Consider the following 24452-nt stretch of genomic DNA (forward strand, 5'->3'; position numbering starts at 1 on the left):
CGATTTTCTGATGAGAAACCTTGAATAGGCTCGGCGACTGAAATCATCCAATCGCAAGAAAGATTGTCAGGGCGCGGCATCGTGAAAACCCCGCCCTGACATTAAAGCTTAAACCAGCGCACTATTAATTTTAAAGACGCTGACACTGGCAAGCAACATTTCGGCCTGAGCCTGTAAGGCCTGCGCTGCGGCTGTGGATTGCTGAGAAAGCGCGGCATTTTGCTGAGTGGCCGCGTCCATATGGGTGACCGCCAGATTAACCTGATCGATACCAACACTCTGCTCATTACTGGCCGATGATACGTTTTCAATCAACTCGCTGACCTGATGAATACGTAAAATAATTTCCTCCATCGTTGTCCCCGCGTGTTGAACCAGTTCATTGCCCTGGCCGATTGAACTCACAGAACGTTCGATCAGGATACGCACATCCTTTGCCGCTTTTGCAGAGCGCTGTGCCAGAGCACGTACTTCGGCCGCAACCACCGCAAACCCTCGACCTTCGGTGCCCGCACGCGCCGCCTCGACTGCAGCATTCAGTGCCAGAATATTAGTCTGGAAAGCGATACCGTCAATCACCGTAATGATCTGGTTAATCTCGTTCGAGAACTGCTGGATCTCACTCATGGTGTGTACCACTTTTTCCACCACATTGCCGCCCTGACCCGCAATGGAGCGGGCATCCTGGGCAATATTGCTGGCATGATATGCGTTCTGCGCGTTGTTTTTCACCACCGAAGTGAGTTCATCCATGGAGGCAGCGGTTTCTTCAAGTGCGCCAGCCTGCGCCTCGTTACGTGAGGAAAGTTCCTGGCTGCCCTGCGCGATTTGAATTGACGCAGAGGCGATGTTTTCCGTACCGGTACGTACACCAGCGACGATTGAAGTCAGGCTGCTATTCATTTCACGCAACGCTGTCATTAACTCTGCGGTTTCGTCACGTCCGTTTGGACGAATAACGGTCTGCAGATCACCTGAAGCCACGGTGCGCGCAATATTGACTGCTTCGCGTAATGGATGGGTAATGCTGCGGATTAACCAGACAGTTATCACTATGCCGGAAAGTAAAATACCGGCCATGGCGATCCATAAGGTCATACGGGTTTCACGATACTGAGCAAGGTTTTGCGCTGTCAGTTGCTGATTGAGTTTTTGAGCATGTGCCAGCGTATGATGAACGACATCATCAATCATTTTGGTCGGCTCACGATCGATGCCATTGACCTGGCTATCAACCAGCTGGGCGCTGGCGAGGTTATGCGTGTCGTAGTTTTGCAGCGCAGCGAGATATTGTTGTCTGAGCTGGGCGTGTAGCTCAATCGTCTGTTTCACCTGCGCCGTATCCATCCCAAGCTCGGGTTGCAGTATCAGCAGTTTATGGAGCAGTGCCTGAGTTTTGTCACTTTGCGTCAGAAAGGCCGTTTTGTATTTGTCAAAAACACTCTGGCCTTGTGTGCCGCGTAAGAGGGCATTTTTCCACTCCTGTACCTGAATTTTAAACTGAACCTGTGCATTACGTGCAGTATCGATGCTCTCTGCGACACGTGTTTCGCTTGCCATGATGTCAATATTTTTTTGCAGAGCCTGCGCATTCAGGGTTATGCCCCTCAAACCGACAATCATTGTCGCCAGCAGCAGGATTGCTGCCATCACACTGAGTCTTTGCCCTATCGTAAAATGATTAAGTTTCATATTTTTTCCGTGGTGAAAACAATAATGCACCGGCAAATCCCGGTACAACAGTTATCGTCACGGTCAGGCATGGACTTTATGGCTGGGGGAAGATTGATGGCATAATTTCATGTAAATAAGCGTCTCTTTTAAGCTGATAGAGGCTGAATATAAGCTATGAATTAAAGTTTAAGCTGCTGGCTGCTCCGTTTTGAAAGGCACTATTGGTCGTTATCAACAATCAAGTCATCACAAAAACTCGTGTGGTCAAAGCAAAGAAAATATGGGAAGTCAGCAAACTTGCTAACGCTATGCCACTATTAACTTGTGTAATATCATGGCGGATAACAGTTTTGTGCGCTTAATAATGCAGGTAGCGTGCCTGATCATTAAATCCGCTCTATGCGGAATTGATAATCAGTCACTGGGCATCCCGGCAGAGATAGTCTACTCAGAGACTTTCTTAATAGGATAACTAACGAGTGGTTTGATCTCTTTAAGCACAAACATACTCTGCATTTCTTTAATTCCTGGCAATCTGCGTACCACTGACATTGCAAAATCAGCATAGGAGTCCAGATCTGAAGCCACAACCTGTAGCAGAAAGTCAGCATCCCCACCGATGCTATAACAGGCAACCACATCCTCAAGGGCAGTCACTTCCTCTTCAAATTTTCTGGCCTCCGCTTCGCTATGGCTGTCAATGACGACCCGAATGAAAACCATTACTCCCAGCCCAATTTTCTTGCGGTCAAGAACAGCACGATAGCCCTGAATCACTTTATCTTCCTCGAGCTTACGAACTTTGCGCCAGCAGGGAGATGCTGAAATATTTATCTTCTCCGCCAGTACCTGGTTAGTTACCCGGGCATCGTCCTGTAAAATTTCGAGAATTTTCATATCTGTCGAGCTAAGCGTCATAAGGGGAAATTCCTTTCTTTATGGAGGAGGTATAGGGTTACTTTTACCTAAAAACAGGCATTAAGTAAATAATATAGGTAACAATTTTCCGCCTTCCTGTTGCATAATATATTTAATTTCCCAGGCGGTTATTACAAACAATATAAGGGAAAACTGAATTCTGATTTAATGCATATGATTCAATTTAATTTAAAGAGTGCCGGGAGCTGGTCATCTCTGGAAGAGAGGATCGGATAGAACACTGCGCGCACATGAAAATTAAACTTGTCATCTGCGTAGTTAAATCAATGCAGCAACATCCGCCCTGGAATAATCGAACCTCCACTTTAAACGTTAAACCAACTGATAAAAAGGATGCACATCCTTAACCATTAATTAGCCTTTTATAAGACAACCATTGCTCAGAACCAGTCATTTTTGAACTATCATCTCTGATGCATTTTTTCAGATTGAATTTCAACAGGAATAACTATGTCAGGAACTACTGAAATAATATCTTATATTGCTGCACTCGGTTTAGCTGCAGCAATTCCGGGTCCGGGGATGACCGCATTAGTCGCTCGCAGCGTGAGTGGGGGCGCAGTGACGGGCTTTACGATGCTGGCCGGTCTCATTCTGGGAGATTTGATTTATTTATCTGTTGCGGTATTTGGTCTGGCGATGATCGCTCATACTTATACCTCTCTCTTTACGCTAATTAACTGGGCTGCCTCGCTCTTTTTATGCCTGCTGGCATGGCAGTTCTGGTGCCACCAGCCTCAGGCAATAAATATCGATCAAAAAGTGACAAAACGAGAACTGGCATCAGCCTGCTTTTCAGGACTGACCATAACGCTGGGAAACCCTAAAACCATCGCTTTCTATCTGGCTATACTTCCTCTGGTTATCTCTCTGGATAATGTATCTTTTCAGATGTGGGGAGGACTGCTGGTTCCGCTTACCGTGTTAGTCCTTTTGAGCGTGGGAGCCGTTTTTATTTTTGCAGCCCTCAGAATACGCCATCTCCTGACCAGCGCTAAAGCGCAACGACTCCTTTTCCGTTCAGCCGGTACCATCATGATGCTGGCCGCGGCTGGAATGGTGGTAAAGACTCTTTAGCGTTCATTACCACCTCCTCTGCCTCAGGAAAATGGGGCCGGTCTCGTGGTCTTGATAGAAAATGATCAAGCTCTGGCCTGGTTATCAGGCAATAAGCAATAAATAGTAAAAGTGATTCCAGCCAGAAAAGCCTGAGCGTCAAAAGCAGCTATCTTCTGATAGCTGCTTTTTTGCCTTTCAGATATCCCATTTTTTAATGCTTACGTTCCTGCTTCAACGTTTCCTGACTATGCACCAAGACCGCATTAGCGGCTAACCCTGTACTTCACATCTATAATTCAGTGACTCAGGCCCATGTGCCCGATCCGGCTAGCCGATTAATCAGCGTGGGGGTGGCTGGACGTCGTAGTGTCAGCGATACATCGATATTCACTCCCCTGATGATACCGGCCTGGTTTAAGACGCTCATCATTTACAGAAATAAGGATGCCTCATGATCTTTTCTCTCAAAAATCAGGTTGCGCTGGTTACCGGTGCCAGCTCGGGTCTCGGCTATGCCTGCGCAGAAGCACTCGCTAAAGAAGGTGCCTCTGTGGTGATTAACTACCATAGCCAGGCGGAACCGGCCGGGGAGCTGGCTGAGAAAATCCGCGCCGATGGAGGCCGTGCAATTGCTGTCAAAGGAGACGTGTCTAAAGAGGCGGATGTAGAGAATCTTTTTGACCAGACAATCAGGGAATTTGGCAGGCTGGATATCCTGGTGGCGAACTCAGGACTCCAGAAAGATGCCCCATCCATTGAGATGACGCTTGAGGACTGGAATACCGTTCTGGACGTGAACCTGACTGGCCAGTTCCTCTGCGCGCGTGCTGCGTTGCGTCAGTTCAAGCGTCAGGAGCATCGCCAGGACATCAGCAAAGCTGTCGGTAAGATTATTCATATGAGTTCGGTTCACCAGCTCATTCCCTGGGCCGGACACGTCAACTATGCCGCATCAAAAGGCGGCGTTGACTTGCTGATGAAAACGCTGGCTCAGGAAGTGGGTGAAGAACGTATTCGTGTCAATGCAGTGGCACCCGGCGCTATCGCTACCGCCATCAACGAGGAAAGCACCCAGGGTGAAGCGGGCAAAGCGCTGTTAAAGCTCATCCCTTACGGGCGTATCGGTGCGGCTGAAGATGTGGCGAATGCCGTCGTCTGGCTTGCCAGTGATCTCTCTGATTACGTTCATGGCACCACGCTTTTTATCGATGGTGGAATGAGCCTTTATCCCGGATTCCGCGACAATGGCTGAGTGATGCGTCACTGTCCCTGGTGGGTGGCCGACTGATTAATAGCCCGTTGATGGGAATGGTATCCGGAACGGGAAGTCCGGATTACGCATTCTCGCCGTTCATAATAAACGCCAGCGGGCTGGTGCGTTCAGTCCATGCCGCAATCGCTTCAGTAAGGTTGAACGGGAAGAGCATCGATTCAATCTTTACAGCTATCCGGGCTAAGCAGACGCGTGCGGCAGACCTCCAGAATTTCATCAGCAAGCCCGGAACTATCCGGGCAGGCACGCGAAAGCATCAGGGCACCCACAAGATGCGCGAGCGTATTGATCAGATCCGGACGGGTGACCTGTTCCGTTTCTAAAACGGCAAGCTGTCGTTCAATTCCGGCCGCAAAAGTCTCGCGGATGGATTCAGACTGGCGCGCTGCATCGGTGCCCAGGGCCGACATGACACACCCCTTTGCCATATCATCGCGATGCTGCCGGGAGAGATAATATTCAATAAACGCTTCCCGACTCGCCCCTTCAGTTTTCTCAACAGACTTCGCGAAGCCGCAGTTCATCGCTTCGGCTAACAAATCGGCTTTCGACCCAAAGTGCTTGTAGAACCCGCCATGCGTTAACCCTGCGGCTGACATCAGTTCAGCGACGCCTACCCCATCGTAACCCCGCTCACGAAAAAGTTCTGACGCCGTTTCAACGATTCGGTTCCTGTTTTCGCGAACCTGCTCTTTTGACACTTTCATCTTTTCCTCCTGAAACTGAGCTTAAGTATACATTGATGATGATCATAATCAAACCAGTTGACTTTAATGATTACGATCATCATCATTAAATCAGTTTACTGACCCGCTAATCCGCAAAGGAATAACCATGACGAATCAATCCTTATTTCAGCCCTATGAACTGGGATCTGTCACGCTTGCTAATCGCATCGTGATGGCCCCGCTGACACGTAACCGGGCAGGCGCAGGTCTGGTGCCAGGTGAACTGGCAGCGACTTACTACGCTCAGCGTGCCACAGCAGGATTACTGATTACCGAAGCTACGCAGATTTCAGCAGAGGCGCAGGGCTATCAGGATACGCCGGGGATCTACACGCAGGCCCAGATTGAGGGCTGGCGTAAAGTCACAGACGCGGTTCATGCCAGAGGCGGACGGATATTTGTGCAGTTATGGCACACAGGTCGAATTTCACATGTCGATTTACAGCCAGAGGGTGCCGCACCAGGCGCGCCGTCAGCTATCCGTGCTGAAACCAAAACCTTCGTGAACAACCATTTTGTTGATGTTTCAGAACCCAGAGCGCTTGAGCTGAAGGAAATAAAAGGCATTGTTGCCGATTTCAGAAAGGCATCAGCCAATGCGATTACCGCAGGTTTTGATGGCGTAGAGATACACGGAGCAAATGGCTATCTGCTTGAGCAGTTCCTGAAAGATGGTGCCAATCAGCGCACCGATGAATATGGCGGTTCAGTTGAGAATCGTGCGCGTCTGCTACTAGATGTCGTGGAGGCCGTGAAAGATGAGATCGGCGCAGCGCGGACGGGCGTTCGCATCTCACCGGTCTCACCTGCTAATGCAATTTCATGCAGCGATCCGCAGCCACAATATGACTACCTGGCAGAGCAACTTGATGCTTCAGGTATCGTTTATCTGCATGTCGTTGAAGGCGCGACGGGAGGTCCCCGTGATGCCTCACCGTTCGATTACGCTTCGCTGCGTCGCCGCTTTAAAAACACCTACATCGGCAACAATGGCTATGACCTGGCGCTGGCGTCTGACCATCTTGCAGAGGACAAAGCCGATTTGTTCGCGTTCGGTCGCCCCTTCATTTCTAACCCCGATTTCGTCGAAAGACTTAAGTCGGGAGCACCTCTGGCCCCGCTTAATCCTGAAACACTGTATGGCGGTGGTGCGGAGGGCTACACCGACTATCCATCGCTTAGCGGTAACAGTTAATAACGCTTCAGGTAGCACGGTTAACCCTGCATCGCTAACGGCGATTTTTATTAAACAAATGAAGAAGATAAAATTATGACTCGTACATCAGTCCTCATTACAGGCGCTTCAACGGGTATTGGTGCTGTTTACGCTGAGCGCTTTGCGCGTCGTGGACATGACCTTGTTCTGGTTGCTCGCGACAAATTGAAATTAGAGGCGCTTGCTGAACGGCTGCGACAGGAAAATCATATTTCCGTCGATGTGCTGCCTGCCGACCTCACGCTGTCGAGTGATTTAGCTACTGTTGAAGCACGCCTCCGGGAAGACACGCGGATAGGCACTCTTATCAATAACGCAGGTATCGCTCAGTCCGGCACGTTTACCGAGCAGACGCCTGATTCCATCGAACGCCTTATCGCGCTTAACGTCACTGCCCTGACGAGACTGGCCAGTTCTGCAGCGAGCCGGTTCGCAGAAGCCGGAGAAGGTTCGATCGTCAATATCGGTTCCGTAGTCGGTCTCGCCCCGGAATTTGCAATGACGGTTTACGGCGCAACAAAAGCCTTTGCTCTTTTCCTCTCTCAGGGAATGAACGTTGAGCTCTCTCCAAAAGGCATCTATATCCAGGCGGTGCTCCCTGCAGGTACATACACCGAAATCTGGGATCGTGCCGGTATCGACATCAGTAACGCTTCAAAAATGATGGAAGTGGGTGAACTGGTTGACGCCGCTCTGGCGGGTTTTGACCGCCGCGAGCGCGTGACGATTCCGCCATTACATAATGCTGAGCGCTGGGATGTTCTTGATGCCTCCCGTCAGGGTCTGCTCTCGGACATCAGGCAGGAAGAGGCCGCAGAGCGATACAAAACCCTTTAGCTAAGTCCAGCTCAGCAGAACCTTTTCAGGGTTCAGCTGAGCGGTAAATCGACCATGAATCTCTTAATGCGTCTCTCTTCTCTGAAGGGAAACTGAACCCAATCACACGAGCGTATCCATAATGAGTCAACAACGTGTAGCACTGGTAACCGGCGCCTCTTCAGGTATCGGTGAAGCCTCTGCCAATAAACTTTTAGCCGCGGGTTACAGGGTATATGGCACCAGCCGGCGTGGCCCACAACCAGGACAATACGCCTTTCCACTACTGGCGCTGGATGTCACGGATGACACTTCGGTGAAGAGTGCCATTGAGGAGTTGATTCGGCTGGAGGGGCGAATCGATCTCCTGGTGAACAACGCCGGTTTTGGGGTAGCGCCAGCGGCGGCGGAAGAGAGTTCAGTTGAACAGGCGAAGCAGATCTTCGATACAAATTTTCTGGGGATTGTCAGGCTGACGCGCGCCGTGCTGCCTCACATGCGTCGTCAGGGCAGCGGGCGCATCATCAATATCGGTTCAATTCTGGGGATCGTGCCGTTGCCGTATGTGGCCCTCTATGCGGCCAGCAAACATGCAGTTGAAGGGTATACAGGAGCGCTTGACCATGAACTGCGCACGCTGGGCATCAGGGTTTCTGTCATCGAACCGGCATACATAAAAACGCAGTTCGAAGCTCACAATATTGAACCGGATGCAAAACTTGAAGAGTACGACCGTATCCGCGCTAAGTTAACCAAGGTGGTCAGTAAGGCAATGGCTGAGGCGGAAAGTCCGGAGGTAGTAGCGGAGGTGGTGGTCAAAGCGGCTCAGACTTTACGCCCAAAGGTACGCTACACGGCAGGAACGCTGGCCGCAAAATTGAATTTCATCCTCCGGTTTGCCCCGGCAAAACTCCTGGATAAGGTCGTGCGGAACAGCCTTCAGCTGGATGCCAGAAATTAAAAAATCACATTTTCGCGACTGGCCGCCGGTATCCGCTATCTGTTATTTCAGTCGTCTCCGGTTTCGTTGAATGAAGGCATGAGCATATTAACCGGCAAATCCTTATTCCATTATTTATTACGTTGCTCCCGGGAGCTTTTTTTGCTCAGTAACAGAGGCACCTGAGAAGACTTCAGTGCTAAAAATCAGAGGATAAACACCAAATGAAAACCAGGACGATGCGAGCCTTTACGTTTAAACGCTACGGGAAATCACCTGAGCTGGGATTTGAAAATGTAGATTACCCTTCTCCCGGTGCCGATGAAATCCTGGTAAAAGTCTATGCCGTTGGTCTGAATCCCATTGATAACATTATCCCCAGCGGAATATTCAAACCGATTCTGCATTTTAAACTTCCGGCGACGCTGGGCAGTGATTTGTCAGGCGTGGTTATTGCAACAGGAAGTCGGGTGACACGTTTCAAGCCGGGCGATGAAGTCTTCGCCAGCATTTTCGACACGGGAACAGGTTCACTCGCCGATTTTGCACGCATTCCTGAACGTCTCGCGGCTCTTAAGCCCGAAAATCTGGATTTCATTGAGGCTGCTTCGCTGCCGATGGTTAGCCTCACCGCCTGGCAGGCGTTTACAGAGAGAGCACATCTGCGGCCAGGACAAAAAGTATTTATTCCGGCAGGTTCGGGAGGGATTGGCACTATTGCGATTCAGCTGGCGAAACATCTTGGCGCCAGGGTAGCGACGACGACCAGTTCAGCCAACGTAGAGTGGGTGAGTCGGCTGGGCGCAGATGAAGTAATTGACTATAAAAAGCAGGGATTTGAAAAGGTGCTAAGTGGCTACGATCTCGTACTCGGCACGCTGCGGGGGGATTCCATTGAAAAAGCCATGCAGATTCTTAAACCTGGCGGAAAGATACTTTCTCTGGTCGGTCCATTAGACGTTAAATTCGCGCGAGCCCGGCAGCTCAATATCTTGCTGCGGATGATATTTGCCCTGATGAGTCGCAAAATTATGCGACATTCAAAAAAGCGCGGTCTGGATTATTCATTTCTCTTTGTTCGTCCTGATGGCGATCAACTCACCCAAATCGGCAAACTTATAGAAGCAGAACACATCAAACCGGTGATCGACAGGGTGTTACCATTTGCAGACACAAAAGATGCCCTGGCTTACCTTGAACAGGGACATGCAAAGGGTAAAGTCGTGGTTAAAATTCATCAGGAATAACAATCAGATCTGACGTGGAAATAATCATTAACCCTGGCGGTAGCGCCTGAAGTCAGAATGCTGGCCTGCTAACTAAGCATCTGCTTCCCAGACCCCGTTGTCGTTATGCACTCTGTGTTAATGTTAACGTCATACGGTTTTGCTCTGAGGATTGCGACATGTCTCCCTTTTATCAACTTACTGCCACCAGCCTGAATGGCCAGCTTATCCCGATGGCCGACTACGCTGGCAAGGTGGTTCTGGTGGTAAATACCGCCAGCCATTGCGGATTCACGCCACAATACGCAGGTCTTGAATCGCTCTATAAAAAGTACGCCGCTCAGGGGCTGGTAGTGCTGGGTTTTCCCTGCAACCAGTTCGGAAAGCAGGAACCCGGCGGTGCCGAAGAAATCGCGCAGACATGCCACATTAACTTTGGTGTGAGTTTTCCGATGTTCGGGAAAGTTGAGGTCAATGGCACCTCAACGCACCCGATATTTCGTTACCTGAAAGATGAATTACCCGGCGTGCTGGGTGGTCGTATTAAGTGGAACTTCACTAAGTTCCTGATCGGGCGCGACGGCAAACCGATCAAACGATTTGCCCCGACCACTACCCCGGAGAAAATGGAATCCGCCATTCTTGCTGCTCTTTAAGTGAGGTGTTTTACCATCTCACTGTCAATGACGGGATTACCAGTAAACTGTTTCTTTCCGCTCCATCTGGCAGTGCCTGTAACTCATCCACGTCTGTTCCGGGCCAGAAGCGGACGTTACTCACTGTGAGAAGCAGAACGCATAGCAGCGCTATGCCCGGTTTGGTCAGTCAGTCCGGATATAACCGCCAGAATCAGCGCTATAACCGAGAGTATCGCACCTGCCCAGTCAGGCGACTGAAGACCAAAGCCGGCCGCTATAACTGCCCCTCCCAGCCATGCACCCAGGGCATTACCGAGATTGAAAAGACCTATATTAACGGCTGCAGCCAGCGTCGGAGCCCCTGCCGCCCGCGCTTTGTCCATCACCAGTTTCTGGATGGGGGACACGGTCGCAAACCCAAACGCAGCCATCAGAAAAATACAGACCGCTGACATGACCTGGCTGTGGGCAGTAAAGTTAAATACCAGCAGGACTACGGTCTGAGCGGCGAGGGTGACGTAAAGCATCGGCATCAGCGCGCGATCGGCATATCTGCCGCCCAGCTGATTACCGACAAATAGCCCCAGACCGAACAGCAGCATCAGCCATGCCAGGCTGCTTTCGCTGTATCCGGCCAGCCCGATCATCATGGGTGCGATATAGGTAATGGAGGTAAAAAATGCACCCGGCCCAAAGACCGTTATGCCCATCGCCAGCAGAACATTGACGTTGCGGAAGACATTAAACTCGTGTGCGAAATTAAGGTTCTCCGGACGGGGCTGATGCGGGATAAGCATGCCGACGCTGATAACCGCAACAACTCCAATTGCGGCAATAACCATAAAGGCATCGCGCCAGGAAAGATGCTGCCCGATCCAGGTACAGACGGGAACACCAATAAGATTTGCTACGTTCAGCCCCATGAACATGAATGCAATCGCCCTTACCCGCTTAGACGGCGCAACCATATCGGCAGCAATGATCGAACCAACACCGAAGAAGGCGCCGTGAGTCAGAGACGTGATGATCCTGCCCAGAATGGCAATGCCCAGCGTGGGCGCAAAGGCCGTAACGAGGTTACCCGCCACAAACAGCAGCATCAGGAAAACCAGCATGGCTTTTCGGGGCACTTTTGAGCCCAGAATAATCAGGGCCGGCGCGCCAACAAAAACACCCAGCGCATAAGCCGTTGCCAGATTTCCGGCCACGGGAATAGTAACGTTGAAATCAGCGGCAATAACGGGAAGCAGGCCGGCAATGATGAAGCTGAAGCACGGCCCGGGACTGGAACTTTTTGAAATGAAGGGGCCAGAGCAAAGTCAGCCCGTGCGCCCCAGCGATTACGGCCTGCAGCATTTTGCCGTTTACGTTGATGACATCAACGAGGCTATCAGCCTGTTCGTGCAGGCTGGCGGGAAAATGTTTACTTCTCCTCAGCCCCTGATGTTTCCAACTGAGGTGGGAGAGAATAACTTTTTCTGCTATGGCCGCACGCCGTGGGGCAGCGTCATTGAACTGATTTCTTTACCTTCAAAGCTGCCGTATGAAGACCATACCTCTCTGCGCCGCTGGAAGCCCTGAGTGTAACCGGGTGCGCCAGCGCAGGCGTACCCGTAAATCCTAAACGTCCGCTTCTCGCTCATAGCTGACTTGCCCACGAATAATCTCCGACTCATACCCACGTACAAGACAGTTGCTTGCAGCTGGAGTGGCTGGTTTTCCAGGCGGCCCCTATAACGCCGCCCCGGCACGTATCACATACATGTCCGAGAGGGCCCACTTCTGGTTTCACTATGAATGTTGACACCTGCAACATCCGCTCACAAGAGTGTGAAAATCATCCCTGAAACCGATTAAGGTTCACAAGTTGTCGCAGCATCTCGATATGAATCGGTTTATCATTAAGCGCCGGTATGTAAGTAAACGATGTACCACCCGCATGCATAAAAATCTCCCTGTTCTGCTCATCAAGCTCCTCAAGCGTTTCTAAACAGTCTGATGCGAACCCCGGGCTGATTACATGCAGGCTTTTTATTCCTTCATTCGGTAGATTTTTAATTGTCTCATCAGTAAACGGCGTTAACCATGGCTCTCTGCCGAATCTTGACTGGAACGTCATCAATATTTTCAATGACGGCATATTGATTGCTTCAATGAGTAATTTTGTCGTTAACTCACATCTTTCCTGGTATCGGTCCCCCTCTTTGACAAACCTCACCGGTATACCATGATATGAAATCAACAATGCATCTGGAATGCCGTTAGCTTCGAAAGATGCCTGAACGGATGCTCTTAACGCTTCAATGTAGGCAGGGTGATCGGCATAGTCATTGATGAAGTTTATGGAGGGTGTATACCGGTTCTTCATTATCTGCAGGTGACGGCTCACGCTATCCCAAACAGAAGAAACGGTCGAAGATGAAAACTGGGGATACAAAGGAATGACGATAATTTTATCGACGCCTTTTTCCAGTAGCCTGTCAATTGCACCACCTATACCCGGCTCGCCATAACTCATCCCCAGCTCGACAGGCATACCTGTCACTTCTTCAAGCGCACGGGCTTGCCTGACGCTGTAAACCATGAGAGGAGAACCTTCCTCCATCCAAATCGAAGAATATAATTTCGCCACTCGCCTTGCACGTAATGGGATAATCACGCCATGTAGAATGGGGCACCAGATGATTCTTGGTAAGTCAACCACTCTGTAGTCATGCAGAAATTTAGATAAAAATTTCTTTACCTCAACAGGCGTTGGTTCTTTTGGTGTTCCAAGGTTAACAATCAAAACACCCTGTTTATTCGTCATCAGGTGGGACCCTCAAGGCCATTGTCACTAACTCACTCATGCCAGTCACTCCGTAGCAGTTTGTCTTAAAGGCCTCAATTTGAGCTCATTTTGTAGAAATAATTGAAATGCAGATTTACTGTTTCACGGCTTATGATGCTATGAATCGGATTGCTGTCATCGCTTTTACTCAACGATCATGATTTTAGGACATATCATCAGTGAAAACATTACTTTCTCTATCGTCAGATTTAACCAGTGCGGGGCTACGCGACGTCATCATTGAAGTCGGGGTGTGGAGGAGTTAGCTGGAGGAGGTGAGAAAACCGTATCTGGATGCCCGCGCAGATGCATGCCTTAGGCTTGATCTTTTTATGCGTATAAGTGATAAAGGCGACTGACCTGCTCCCTGTTAATTCTTACAGAACGCTTTTAGCAATGTCCGTTACTCGCTCAAAGCGGACTGACATGCCTCAACAGCTTACCACTGCTTTACCAGGCTGGACGACGTTGCCTGAACTCGTTTCGGGTAATGTCGTCAGCAGGCGAGCCGCGCAGCGGTGCGACAGCTAAATTTAATAGTTACAATATACTAATGCGATTTAATAACCGGCGGAGGATTAGGCCGGCGAACCGGCCTGAGGCATTATCAGATGGCGCAATAAACGCGCGCTTCACGTGGCGTGTAGATACCAAACGTCACCACGCTCAGTAAGCCATTAACAAACGTCTGCTGCACTTCAACCCGGTTAACTTTTTCCTGGCCGCCGCACACCTGCGCCGCATCAATGCTCTTACGCTGACCGATACCTGAAACAAAGAACGGCTGGCTGGTGGTTTTCGTCGCCGCGCCAACTTGATTCTGTTTCATTACGAAAGTCTGCTGCGCACAGCCGGTTAAACTCAGAGCCAACAACGCCGCAACACAAAGCTTGTTCATAAATATCCTTATCGCCTGAAATGACAAAATAAATGCTGAGTGAAATCATCACTCAGCCAGCAATCAGGCTATCGACAACGAAAGCGGAAACTTGAGAAAAATTTTTAAGTACCCCTAACGGATACGTTTTGCTGAATAGTAAAGCAATAAAAAAAGCCCCTGCACAGCAGGGGCTTTTTATGTTTACCGCAGCGTTTCCGCTTAGCGAGTCAAATCGTAAAAGAACTTTTTGACGCCATCGAGAAAGCTTTTTGAATGCGGACTGTTCTTCTCGCCCGCCGCACCACCAAAGCGCTATTCCGGCTCACGCAGCAGCGACTTATGCTTCTCGCTCATAGCGGACCCTGGGCTGCCGTCAGTACGCTTTGTACCAGGAGCGGACATTGATAATATTTCAATGGCATTAAAAATTAGGAAGCAGGACAATCTCTCGGGAGAGGTTGCGTTGGCTTTGATATTTTTAATAGATTCAGAAATATTCCGTTTCGTGATTAGAAATCCATATCAAGATTGAGCTACGATAGTCGTCTTTAGTGGAGGCGATCAGCGAGCATTTATCTGCATTACCATCAGCGGTGTAAGCACAGCTTTGCTTCAGTCGGACAATTAAGTCCCCTGTTTTTGATACGCTCTCTGAGTCAACAAATTGCGCACTTCCGGATGGATAAAAGATACGCGTGTCCTTCCGATCTTTATAGTTTCTTATACGCACAGGAAATTGGCTATTGTGATATTCATATCGCTTTACAACTTCGCCCGTGTCTTTGTCCGCGATTGTTTCAAGCAATCCGCGCACATTATAGCTGAGTACATAATTGCCTTTTTCATTCTCAAGCTCAGTGATTTCGCAGCGTTCATTGATTTTTCCGGTAATACTCTGACCTTTAAAAGAGGTCAGTACACCATCTTTGTTTACCAAATGGAATTCATGGCCATTTGCCTTATCAACCATGTTGATATTAGTAAAGCACCCGTTACGATCGTATCTAACTTCTGTCATCGCCTGAAGTTTACCGTAAATATCTCGGATCCACTGGAGGCTATGTTTTACGTTCCCGGTAGTTGCATCATGCTCGAACAAAAGAGCAGCATTTAAGACTGCTGGTTTGAATTGAGTAAATGCAGCGACATTAAATGACATTGCCAAAAGTAATAGACTTAAAAGCAACCTTGCTTTCATTATTTATTCCTTTATTAGTAGGATCGCACTCTAAGGTGGTGGGGCAACTCAAGTTATCAAATTCTATGCGTAAAGACACGAATAATCGAGATGCTTCCATGTCACAAGTTAAGCGACCGCTTTTCGCTCAAAGCAGCCAGTCGATGCGCTAACATCACGTTTTCAATCAGTCACCGTTTACTGCGCTGGCGAACGTGTGCGTAACTCCCGCGATGTCTGTTCCTCTGGGCTTCCTTTCTTCCCATAGAATGCCGATTGGCATGCAGTACTGTGCAGGATTTAATCAGGAGAATTTATTGCTTGCACTGGCGGGTCAGTTTGAAAGCGCCTATCCGTGGCAGACAAGAAAACCAGCGGTGTGGGCTGGTCGCTAAAGACCCTTTCAGAAGCATCGCCTGATGCTTTTTTCCAGAACGTGTAAGCGACGACTTCCTCTCTGCTTTTTTTTGTCTCTAAAATAGCGGGGAGAGGCGACCGGCTCATAAAGTCACCTGGACAACTTTAGCTCACTGCTTACGGTTGACATGACTCTCCGTAACAGGCATACCACTTTGTCAGTTTTGCCGTTAGCGAACAGGTGAACAACCGGGAACTTACGCTATCAAACGATCTGATGTTGTGAGTATTTGCGCTCGTCGTCAGAAGCGGAATAATATCGATATCGGTGGGTTAGACTGTTGAAGTAACAACTCAGGTCTGAAAGATCAGGAGATTAATATGCAATCAGTTCGCCTCATGGATAACGGATACGAACCTCATGTGACACAGGAGGAAGGTAAACTGATTTACTCATTGCCTGTCGATTCTGGTTTTATCAGCTATGAGTTTGCCTTTGAGATCAGCCGGCACGATCTGGATATTCTGCTTTCCGATGATTACAGACGTGCCGTGCTCGAAATTACTGCGCATACCTTGCTCCAGCGTTCGACGCTAACAGGCTATGACCGCTTTACCCAGAAAGACTTCGATAAATTGGTCACGAATACCCTTCACTCCACACCCGATTTCCTGCAAACATTCATTTCTCAGATAAGCCATGAACATCACATTGTTATTGAGCATTACGTTAAAGAAATCATGGACCGACGTTCTGCCTCACAATGAATACAATGAGTACTAAAGAACACATTTAAACTTTTTGAAGTGAAAGCGACTGTCCCTTCAGGTGGGATATAAAGTGCAAAACAGTGTCCTGCGATAGCTCTACACCTGAACATTCAGATAAAGGGAGGTTTTACAGAGTGAGTTGTGAGTTCTGTCAGGATCTATGTGTTAAATACGTTATACGGGAACCTCGTCAGTTGAGCCTGGCAATACGTATTGCACATAACGCAGTTAAAGAAGAGATCATTTCCGAAGTTTCAACCATCAATAACTGGAATCAGTACACCTTTTCTGAATGTGCTGAACAGATGATTTGGGGCGATATCGTTGATTACCATTTTGCATGTAATCATTGCGGAACCTCGTTCGTGCTGGGAGCTGAAACCTATCATGGCAGTGGGGGTTACTGGTCTCCCGAAAGTGAAAAACCAACAGAAATAATACACTGACGCAATGAATTGCCGTACGCGGAGTTCCGCGAAGTCACTCAGACCAGTTCATCACAGACGTTTGAGGGAATTCAGTAGCCTGTCTCGCACCTGGATGTTGGTCATCAGCAACAGACTTCTTTTTGTGCCTGAAACAGAAAATCTTTCTGCCGTGGCACGCGGTTTCAGAATATAAGACGGGTTAATCAGGCGTTCAGGAAATGTATCCTTGCGGGAACAGCCGGCAAAGCGTTAAACGTAAGATCCATTACCGTTAAATCCGGAAGGTCATACCAGCAATCATTTGCATCGACTAAGGCTCTTCTGACTCAAAAAACTGATACGACCCATCACGTCGGGCTTTGGCCTGGTACATCGCTTTATCCGCGTTTTCGAATAATATTTTGGCCGATACCGTCCCGAAACGGGCAAGGCTGATACCGATAGCCGCGCCAATGCGCACGTCCATATTATCAATGGCGAATGGCGCGTGCAGACTTTCAATAATACGCAGGGCAATGGCAGCGGCTGTATCGCGATTTCTGCACTTTGCCGCCACAACAAATTCATCTCCGCCCAGTCGCGCCAGTGAGTCGCCCGGACGCATACAGCGTTGCAGCCGTTCACTGACCTGCTGCAGCAAGGCATCCCCTGTCGCGTGGCCCATCAAATCGTTCACCGCCTTAAAGCCATTAAGATCGATAAACATCACCGTCGTGTAGGCCTCATCATCCACCTTCGCCAGCATGCGCCCGACCTGGTCGTTGATCCAGGTACGATTATGCAGCCCGGTCAGCATGTCCAGCGTTGCCAGCTTCTCCAGATTGCGCATCCTCTCTTTGTCTCGCGTAATGTCGCGCGACACCAGAACTGCACCGATATTTTTGCCGGTAGAGGGATTGATGACGCCACAGGCTTTGGTGCCCAGAATGATGTAGTGGCCGTCACGATGCAGCTTGCGCACCTCAACGACGTCCGGCAGTACTCCTCCATTAAAGATGCAGGCGAGTGCTTCAGAAGCGGGGCCGCGGTCATTGGGATGCAGGAAATCTACCACCAGCTGACCGACAACTTCTTCGGCTGTCCAGCCAATCATTTCGCTATAAGAGGGCGAGATTGAAACGTACCGGCCATCCGCGTCGCAATGGGCAATCAGATCGGTGCTGTTTTCAATTAACAGACGATATTCTGCCGCCGTGCGCAGCGCATCTTCCAGCGCTTTACGCTGTCCGGTCACATCCAGAATGAAGCCGTTATACTGCAGACGGGACGTGCCAGGCTGGCGATCCGGCAGGCCAGATACAATGACCCGACGCGTCTTGCCATCCAGACAGTTGATCGGCACTTCAATATGAAAAGGCGTCAGGAAATCAAGCGCTGCGGTCAGTTGCAGCGCGATCTTTGCATCGTCGTCGGCCTGTGCCAGTCTCAGCCATGAACTCAGCGTCACACCCTTCAGTTCAGGCATCAGACCAGCAGGGCTTTCCTGACTGGCGACGCAGATACCCTGGGCGTCTGTAGACCAGACAGCGGTAAAAGAGGGTTTGATCATTGTGTTCATGGCGGCCGGCTCCGACGTGGCTGACGATATTAAACAGGCTCAGTACTCGTCGCTACAGACCTGATTATAACCGTTAATGTCCGCCTGTAGCTGAAGGAGGATCCGGAGACAGGTTCATCATTGCGAGAATACCCGCCATTGACGACGGCTGACGCTGCGCTTGTCCGTCTGCAGCTGCTGAGGTGCCGCCCTGCCCGCACAAGAGTGAGCGAACCCGGGATTCAGTGTCAGAAGTATGAGCCAGTGTTTATCGGCCGATCGGGCCAGAATCTTTAATGATGCCACCTCTGCCAAAAGCGCTGGGGTATGATTATGTTGATTAATAGCAACCGGATAATCAGGCGTAAATTCACTTTACTGTTTTAGTCGTCACAATCCCTTTTTGCAGCCCGCAGCAAACGCAGGCTGCAACGGTCAGCTGACCAGACCTGGATCAGTCTGCCGTATGTGTGTGATAGATCTTGCTGACCACGGTCCAGCGATCGTTCACTTTCAGCAGGTTAAAAAAATCAGTGAAACGGAAACCAGAAATGTCGTCAGTGTCGATGCGGGCACTGGCGGCAGACCCAACAATATCTACGCGCACGATAGCCGCTTTTGCTTCGGGTGAAGGATGGAATGCGGTGTCGATGGTGTCAAACAATCCCTGAATTGGACCGCCGCTGAGGTTGCCGTCACTGTCGAGACCAAAAATGGACGCCCTGTCGCTAAAAGCGGGCTTCATGAGCTCGCTTTTAGCCTGCTTACCTCCTTCGTTATACTGATTGAGCACTGCCACGATGGCGTTATAGTCCTGCACATAGGTCGTGTTATTCATCTGTTTTCTCTCCGTTCTGATTAATAAGGTATCCCTTCAGACACCCCGCTTTTGGGTGATATTTTCTGACACAGACATGTACCGACTCAGCGCGACAGCAGCCTGCCGGGGGAGCGAAGGCGTGAACAGGGCGAGCCACTGTGTCGATTTAATTCTGTAGTGATCACTAAGTAATATTATTATTGTATAGTGAACACTATGTAATATGTCAAGAGAATGATTGAGGCCGTCTATGAAAATGCCTGACCAGCCTGCCATCACTGAAAAGCCGAAAGGTCGGCCACGAAGCTTTGACCGTGATAAAGCGTTGCTGAAAGCGCTGGATCTGTTCTGGCGCAAAGGTTTTGAGCCGGCATCGGTTGCCGAACTTTGCACCGCCATGGGAATCAACCCACCCAGCCTCTATTCCGCCTTTGGCAACAAGGCAAAACTTTTTCTGGAGGCCGTGAACTACTACGAAACGAAGTACTGGAAAGCGACCTGGCTGCGGCTTGAGGAGAGGCAGGATATTGGTGAAGCGATTGACGGTTTCTTTAGCGAAGCAGCCGATATTCTGCTCTCCCCTTCAGCGCCCTGCGGCTGCATGGTGGTGCTGGCAGCCATCAATGTTTCAGCAGAATCGACGGACGTTGTCAGGGCGGTTAGCGTTCTCAGACAGGAAGGGAAAGATCTGTTTGAAAAACGGCTGGTCAGAGCGGTTCAGGAGAAACAACTGCCCGCAGATACCAATACCGTCGCGCTGGCTACCGTTCTGAATACGCTGCTGGAAGGCATGTCGATAGAGGCGAAAGATGGTGCGACGCTTCAGAGCCTGAAATTGATCGGCCAGCACGCCACCCGACTGCTTCACCCGCTCACAATCAGAAACAGATAGCATGCAACAGGTTAAAAGTTACTAGACGACCGGTCAGTTTTTCACTAGAGTGTGCACATTATGAAAAGAAACGTGACAGATATGCGGCAGCACATCATTGATGTGGCCAGAGCGATCATTACTCATAAGGGTTACAGCGCCGTCGGGATTTCCGAGATTGTAAAAGCGGCAGATATCCCAAAAGGCTCGTTCTATTACTACTTTCCCTCGAAAGAAGCGTTTGCAGAGGCGCTGCTGGAGCACTACTTCAGCCACTATTTGCTGGAAGTAGAGCATCAGTTAGGCGGAACAGGAACGGCGAGAGAGCGACTGCTGCGCTATTTTACCTTCTGGAAAACGACCCAGGGTGCAGACCTGCCTGAAAGCAAATGTCTCGTGGTCAAGCTGGGGGCGGAAGTCTGCGACCAGTACGAGAACATGCGGCATGTGCTGGCCACGGGCACCCATGAAATTGTGCTCAAAATTGCTGCCTGTCTCCGGCTCGGTCAGGAAGATGGCTCCCTGCCCGCCTTAACGGATGCCACTGAACTGGCAGAAGAACTCTATCAGCTCTGGCTGGGGGCTTCCCTGATGGCGAAAATCCACGATCCTGACAAAGCGTTCAGTCAGGCAATGAACGCAACAACACGGCTACTCGGGTAGCCGGTTTTTTTTATCCAATTACTAGACGACCGGTCAACTATTAAGAGGTTTATATGACTGACAACTGTACCCGTACCGATTTATTTTCACCTGTTTCGATGGGCAGCCTTCAGCTGTCAAACCGCATTGTCATGGCGCCGGTCACGCGTAGCCGTTACGGTGAAGAGGGTGTGCCTGATGAACTCCATGCTACCTACTATGCACAGCGTGCCGGGGCTGGCCTGATTATTTCTGAAGCCACCAACATCTCTCCGCAGGGACGCGGCTACGCCGCGACACCGGGGATATGGAGCGAAGAGCAGGTAGCTGGATGGAAAAAGGTCACCGGGGCAGTCCACGCCAAAGGCGGCAAAATCGTCTGCCAGTTATGGCACGTGGGCCGTTTTTCAAGCGTGGAACTGCAGCCTGACGGCCAGCGTCCGATTGCGCCATCTGCCATTAAAGCTGAAGGACAGACTTATACCGTAAACGGCTTTGTGCCGGTATCGACGCCACGTGCGCTGGAAACAGAAGAAATCCCCGGCATCATTGAGCAATACAAACGTGCAGCTGAAAATGCCCTGCGTGCCGGTTTCGACGGCGTTGAGGTCCACTCTGCCAACAGCTACCTGCTCGATCAGTTCCTGCGTGATTCCACCAATCACCGTACCGACGCCTACGGTGGCTCTATTGAAAACCGCGCCCGCCTGACGCTGGAAGTGACAGAAGCCATCATCAACATCTGGGGCAATGACAAAGTCGGTATCCGCCTCTCTCCGGTCACGCCTGATGCCGGTAACACCCAGCCAGACAGCAATGTTATGGCGATGTACGGCTACCTCATTCAGCAACTTAACCGGTTCAGCCTGGCTTATCTGCACTTCGTTGAAGGCGCGACGGCCACATCTCGTGATGTGCCTGCCGATGTGGACATGGACGCGCTGAGCGCACAGTTCAACGGTCCGTTTATAGGCAATAACAACTATGACCTTGAGATGGCCATCAGCCGCCGCAACGCCGGAATTATTGATGCGGTTGCCTTTGGACGCCTGTTCATCTCCAACCCGGATCTGGTTAAGCGTCTGCGTTACGGTGCCGCGCTGACCATCGCGCCGAAAGAAGCCTATTACGGCGGAGGTGCAAAAGGTTACACCGACTGGCCGGAAGCCAGCTATTGATAACGGTTTATGGCGGGTGACTACCCGCCCCTTTCACCAGAAGGAGAATCAAAATGAATTACCTGCAACAGAAAACATCCATTATTACAGGTGCATCCTCCGGGATCGGCGCGGCTACCGCGCTTGAACTTGCGCGTCATGGCGTGAATATTGTGGCGGCAGCACTGGACCAGAATGGTCTCGATACGCTGGTACGCCAGATAGAAGCTGAAGGGGGACGCGCTGTCGGCCAGGTAACCGATGTTACGCGTCAGGAAGATACCCAGGCGCTGGTGAAGTTCGCCAGTGATACTTTCGGCTCGGCAGACATACTGATTAACAATGCGGGCCTGATGCTTTTTTCAAGCTGGAGTGACGTTGCCTGGGAAGAGTGGAACAAAATGGTCGACGTCAACATCAAAGGCTATCTGAATGCCATTGCCTCTGTGTTACCCGTTATGCTGAAGAAAAATGAGGGACAGATCCTGAATATGGCATCGGTTGCAGGTCATCAGGTGGATGCGGGTGCAGGGGTTTACAGTGCAACAAAATTCTTCGTCCATGCCATGACAGAATCGATGCGCAAAGACTTAGGGGTTAATAACGGGATACGCGTCAACACTATCAGCCCTGGCGTAATCAATACCGGCTGGGCCGATAAAGTCGGCGATCCTCAGGGCCGTAAAGTGGCTCAGGAACTGAATAAATTAGCTATCAGCCCACAGGATGTGGCTAATGCGGTGGTGTATGCACTAAATCAGCCGCAGAACATTACCGTCAACGACCTCATCGTCTCTCCCACCAGACAAAACTGGTGATATCCGGATAACAGCGTCGGGGTTGCCACGCCATCCACCCTGTCCTGATGCTGATTATCAGGGCAATACTGCCCCGGTATGGCTCGCACGCCCTGATGCTACTTTTTCTGCAATTTTTACCTGATTAAGCCGCCGGGCTATCACTATTTGCATCGCCTGAAAATTAAGAAAAAAACAGAGCAACTCAGAATTAATTCTTATAGGTTAACAGGAAAAACAGCCCAAACACCGCACTCCGACAGAGCAAATATTACATTAAATCATAGGGTAAATGCCGGTTTGGTCATTGACAAGCTGTGATCAAAATTCCTGTCATAGTTTTCTTTAGCTTAACCTTTTCTTAAGATTAATCTTATAACATCGTCTCTGTATTAGCCCATGTTGGGCTGTTCCGGAGTCTCACCCTATGCAAAATAACAACACAGCTTCTCACTCTCTCAGTAAAGTTCCGGCCGTTACCGCGGCTTTCTGGTTGACCAAAATCGCTGCGACTACCCTGGGTGAAACCGGCGGCGATGCGGTGACCATGTCGATGAATCTCGGTTACCTGACCGGGACATTGATCTTCGCCATCATCTTTCTGATCGCGGTGGTGGTGCAGATAAATCGCCACAGTTTCAACAAATGGATTTACTGGTTCACCGTGGTGGCCACAACCACGGTCGGCACGACGATGGCAGATTTTGCCGATCGCTCACTGGGCATAGGGTATTTAGGTGGCACCGTGCTGCTGAGCACCCTGCTTATACTCTCTCTTTTCCTGTGGAAAATCACCTGCGGTACGGTTGCGGTCAGTTCAGTGAGCAACGGCGTCACAGAGAGTTTTTACTGGGTCACTATTATGTTTTCACAAACCCTGGGCACGGCCTTAGGTGACTGGACGGCAGACACTGAAGGGCTTGGCTACGATGGCGGGATCCTGCTGTTTGTTGGCGCGCTGGCAATCATCTGGGCGGCCAGTCGCTTTACTTCACTTTCGCGTACGGGGCTCTTCTGGGCGGCCTTTATCCTGACCCGACCACTGGGTGCCGTGGTCGGCGACTTTCTGGACAAACCCCTTGCCTCAGGCGGACTCGCGCTAAGCCGCTACGGTGCCTCACTGACGCTGGCGCTAATCATCATCGCTCTTCTGGTGATACTGCCCCAGCGTCCGGCGATGAAGACCGCCACGGCGAGTTAAAAACATTACTGGCAGATTTACAGATAACGCATCGACTTAAACGTAGTCAGGGCCGCCAGCGATGGCGGCTTTTTTATTTTCTTATGCGTAACAGGCTACATCAGACAGAGCGCTCAAAGGAGACGATTTGACCATCGGGTGCAGCAGAGAGTACCGGCAGGCTCTCTGGTGGCTCAAACATCTTCACCCGAAACGCAGTGTTGCTGGCATCAAGGAAAACGGTTCTGAGATGACGGTTACAGATGAACCATATTTCATCGCGGTCATTTGAAAGAATGTAGTAAGCATCTGATGTTTCAGAGGGGTTAAAACAGCCCAGCGCGCGATAAGCCGTCTGTGGGGTAAAACCGCTGGAAAGCGGCAGCGGCCTGGGGCCATGCGCTAACTCTTCGATCCTGAGATAAAGTCCCTGTTCAAGCCACAACATAATGTCACTCCCTGAAAGTAGAGAAACCGGGCTGAACGTGTCGGCTGC

24 protein-coding genes and 2 pseudogenes are annotated in these 24452 nt (G+C 50.2%); 15 read left to right on the top strand and 11 right to left on the bottom strand.

Going from position 1 to position 24452, the window contains the following annotated elements; genetic code table 11:
• Positions 1-108 precede the first annotated feature (108 nt).
• Together ACR8BN_RS21175 and ACR8BN_RS21180 are read right to left on the bottom strand one after the other, a co-directional pair.
• The gene (locus ACR8BN_RS21175) at positions 109-1692 is read right to left on the bottom strand and encodes a methyl-accepting chemotaxis protein (RefSeq protein ID WP_434747676.1); all 1584 of its coding nucleotides are present in this window, start codon (positions 1690-1692) and stop codon (positions 109-111) included.
• 426 nt (positions 1693-2118) lie between these two features.
• Complete coding sequence (locus ACR8BN_RS21180; RefSeq protein WP_250862793.1) at positions 2119-2592, bottom strand: Lrp/AsnC family transcriptional regulator; 474 nt, start codon at positions 2590-2592, stop codon at positions 2119-2121.
• A gap of 471 nt (positions 2593-3063) precedes the next feature.
• On the opposite strand from ACR8BN_RS21180, the gene ACR8BN_RS21185 reads away from it, so the two are divergent.
• Positions 3064-3690 (top strand): LysE family translocator, encoded by a 627-nt coding sequence (locus ACR8BN_RS21185; protein WP_307746996.1) that lies wholly within the window; start codon positions 3064-3066, stop codon positions 3688-3690.
• Positions 3691-4123: 433 nt separating this feature from the next.
• On the top strand, positions 4124-4924 hold the full coding sequence (locus ACR8BN_RS21190) for an SDR family oxidoreductase (RefSeq protein ID WP_425023240.1): 801 nt from the start codon (positions 4124-4126) through the stop codon (positions 4922-4924).
• Positions 4925-5103: 179 nt separating this feature from the next.
• On the opposite strand, the gene ACR8BN_RS21195 is transcribed toward ACR8BN_RS21190, so the two are convergent.
• Entirely contained in the window at positions 5104-5652 is a 549-nt protein-coding gene (locus ACR8BN_RS21195; RefSeq protein ID WP_109651238.1) for a TetR/AcrR family transcriptional regulator, read from the bottom strand.
• Between the two features lie 127 nt (positions 5653-5779).
• Between ACR8BN_RS21195 and ACR8BN_RS21200 the strand changes: the two genes are divergently transcribed.
• The 5 genes from ACR8BN_RS21200 (at position 5780) to ACR8BN_RS21220 (ending at position 10527) form a co-directional block, all read left to right on the top strand.
• Complete coding sequence (locus ACR8BN_RS21200; RefSeq protein ID WP_434747677.1) at positions 5780-6868, top strand: alkene reductase; 1089 nt, start codon at positions 5780-5782, stop codon at positions 6866-6868.
• A 75-nt stretch (positions 6869-6943) separates the two neighbouring features.
• On the top strand, positions 6944-7726 hold the full coding sequence (locus ACR8BN_RS21205) for an SDR family NAD(P)-dependent oxidoreductase (protein ID WP_434747678.1): 783 nt from the start codon (positions 6944-6946) through the stop codon (positions 7724-7726).
• A 121-nt stretch (positions 7727-7847) separates the two neighbouring features.
• On the top strand, positions 7848-8666 hold the full coding sequence (locus tag ACR8BN_RS21210) for an oxidoreductase (RefSeq protein ID WP_039387816.1): 819 nt from the start codon (positions 7848-7850) through the stop codon (positions 8664-8666).
• A gap of 203 nt (positions 8667-8869) precedes the next feature.
• Positions 8870-9892, top strand: coding sequence for an NADP-dependent oxidoreductase (locus tag ACR8BN_RS21215; RefSeq protein WP_434747679.1), 1023 nt, complete (start codon positions 8870-8872; stop codon positions 9890-9892).
• Between the two features lie 158 nt (positions 9893-10050).
• Entirely contained in the window at positions 10051-10527 is a 477-nt protein-coding gene (locus ACR8BN_RS21220) for a glutathione peroxidase (RefSeq protein ID WP_434747680.1), read from the top strand.
• Between the two features lie 116 nt (positions 10528-10643).
• On the opposite strand, the gene ACR8BN_RS21225 is transcribed toward ACR8BN_RS21220, so the two are convergent.
• A complete protein-coding gene (locus tag ACR8BN_RS21225; protein WP_115388163.1) occupies positions 10644-11810 on the bottom strand; it encodes an MFS transporter in 1167 nt (388 codons plus the stop codon).
• On the opposite strand from ACR8BN_RS21225, the pseudogene ACR8BN_RS21230 reads away from it, so the two are divergent.
• Positions 11767-12090: pseudogene (locus ACR8BN_RS21230) on the top strand (VOC family protein); the annotation flags it as partial. The gene ACR8BN_RS21225 and the pseudogene ACR8BN_RS21230 sit on opposite strands and share 44 nt — an antisense overlap.
• 256 nt (positions 12091-12346) lie before the next feature.
• Here the strand turns inward: ACR8BN_RS21230 and hemH are convergent.
• From hemH to ACR8BN_RS21250, 4 genes and pseudogenes are all read right to left on the bottom strand, one after another.
• Positions 12347-13318: a ferrochelatase gene (gene hemH, locus ACR8BN_RS21235; protein ID WP_031594330.1), complete on the bottom strand. Its 972-nt coding sequence runs from the start codon at positions 13316-13318 to the stop codon at positions 12347-12349.
• 628 nt (positions 13319-13946) lie between these two features.
• A complete protein-coding gene (locus tag ACR8BN_RS21240) occupies positions 13947-14237 on the bottom strand; it encodes a Bor family protein (protein WP_010259114.1) in 291 nt (96 codons plus the stop codon).
• A gap of 201 nt (positions 14238-14438) precedes the next feature.
• Positions 14439-14573, bottom strand: a pseudogene (locus tag ACR8BN_RS21245) (molecular chaperone DnaJ); the annotation flags it as partial.
• A 133-nt stretch (positions 14574-14706) separates the two neighbouring features.
• Positions 14707-15417, bottom strand: coding sequence for a YnfC family lipoprotein (locus ACR8BN_RS21250; RefSeq protein WP_033773736.1), 711 nt, complete (start codon positions 15415-15417; stop codon positions 14707-14709).
• A gap of 717 nt (positions 15418-16134) precedes the next feature.
• Here ACR8BN_RS21250 and ACR8BN_RS21255 point away from each other — a divergent pair.
• Positions 16135-16521 carry a hypothetical protein gene (locus ACR8BN_RS21255; protein WP_424997538.1) on the top strand — a complete coding sequence of 129 codons (387 nt, stop codon included), beginning with the start codon at positions 16135-16137 and terminating at the stop codon, positions 16519-16521.
• Between the two features lie 137 nt (positions 16522-16658).
• Positions 16659-16970 carry a hypothetical protein gene (locus tag ACR8BN_RS21260; RefSeq protein WP_163794350.1) on the top strand — a complete coding sequence of 104 codons (312 nt, stop codon included), beginning with the start codon at positions 16659-16661 and terminating at the stop codon, positions 16968-16970.
• 292 nt (positions 16971-17262) lie between these two features.
• Here ACR8BN_RS21260 and ACR8BN_RS21265 read toward each other — a convergent pair whose 3' ends face one another.
• Positions 17263-18510, bottom strand: coding sequence for a diguanylate cyclase domain-containing protein (locus ACR8BN_RS21265; RefSeq protein WP_434747681.1), 1248 nt, complete (start codon positions 18508-18510; stop codon positions 17263-17265).
• A gap of 433 nt (positions 18511-18943) precedes the next feature.
• Positions 18944-19327, bottom strand: a complete 384-nt coding sequence (locus tag ACR8BN_RS21270; RefSeq protein ID WP_307747001.1) for a nuclear transport factor 2 family protein — start codon at positions 19325-19327, stop codon at positions 18944-18946.
• A gap of 232 nt (positions 19328-19559) precedes the next feature.
• Between ACR8BN_RS21270 and ACR8BN_RS21275 the strand changes: the two genes are divergently transcribed.
• The 5 genes from ACR8BN_RS21275 (at position 19560) to ACR8BN_RS21295 (ending at position 23977) form a co-directional block, all read left to right on the top strand.
• The gene (locus tag ACR8BN_RS21275) at positions 19560-20201 is read left to right on the top strand and encodes a TetR/AcrR family transcriptional regulator (RefSeq protein ID WP_307747002.1); all 642 of its coding nucleotides are present in this window, start codon (positions 19560-19562) and stop codon (positions 20199-20201) included.
• Positions 20202-20261: 60 nt separating this feature from the next.
• Positions 20262-20843, top strand: coding sequence for a TetR/AcrR family transcriptional regulator (locus ACR8BN_RS21280; protein ID WP_434747682.1), 582 nt, complete (start codon positions 20262-20264; stop codon positions 20841-20843).
• Positions 20844-20896: 53 nt separating this feature from the next.
• Positions 20897-22000 (top strand): alkene reductase, encoded by a 1104-nt coding sequence (locus tag ACR8BN_RS21285; protein WP_434747683.1) that lies wholly within the window; start codon positions 20897-20899, stop codon positions 21998-22000.
• Between the two features lie 53 nt (positions 22001-22053).
• Positions 22054-22797, top strand: coding sequence for an SDR family oxidoreductase (locus tag ACR8BN_RS21290; protein ID WP_434747684.1), 744 nt, complete (start codon positions 22054-22056; stop codon positions 22795-22797).
• A gap of 406 nt (positions 22798-23203) precedes the next feature.
• A complete protein-coding gene (locus tag ACR8BN_RS21295; protein WP_050679454.1) occupies positions 23204-23977 on the top strand; it encodes a COG4705 family protein in 774 nt (257 codons plus the stop codon).
• Positions 23978-24077: 100 nt separating this feature from the next.
• Here the strand turns inward: ACR8BN_RS21295 and ACR8BN_RS21300 are convergent, their stop codons facing one another.
• Positions 24078-24404 (bottom strand): hypothetical protein, encoded by a 327-nt coding sequence (locus ACR8BN_RS21300; RefSeq protein ID WP_064703818.1) that lies wholly within the window; start codon positions 24402-24404, stop codon positions 24078-24080.
• Positions 24405-24452: the final 48 nt, after the last annotated feature.

The organism is Pantoea sp. Lu_F5_004, from assembly GCF_051136245.1.
In the GTDB taxonomy this organism is placed as follows: Bacteria; Pseudomonadota; Gammaproteobacteria; order Enterobacterales; family Enterobacteriaceae; genus Pantoea; species Pantoea agglomerans.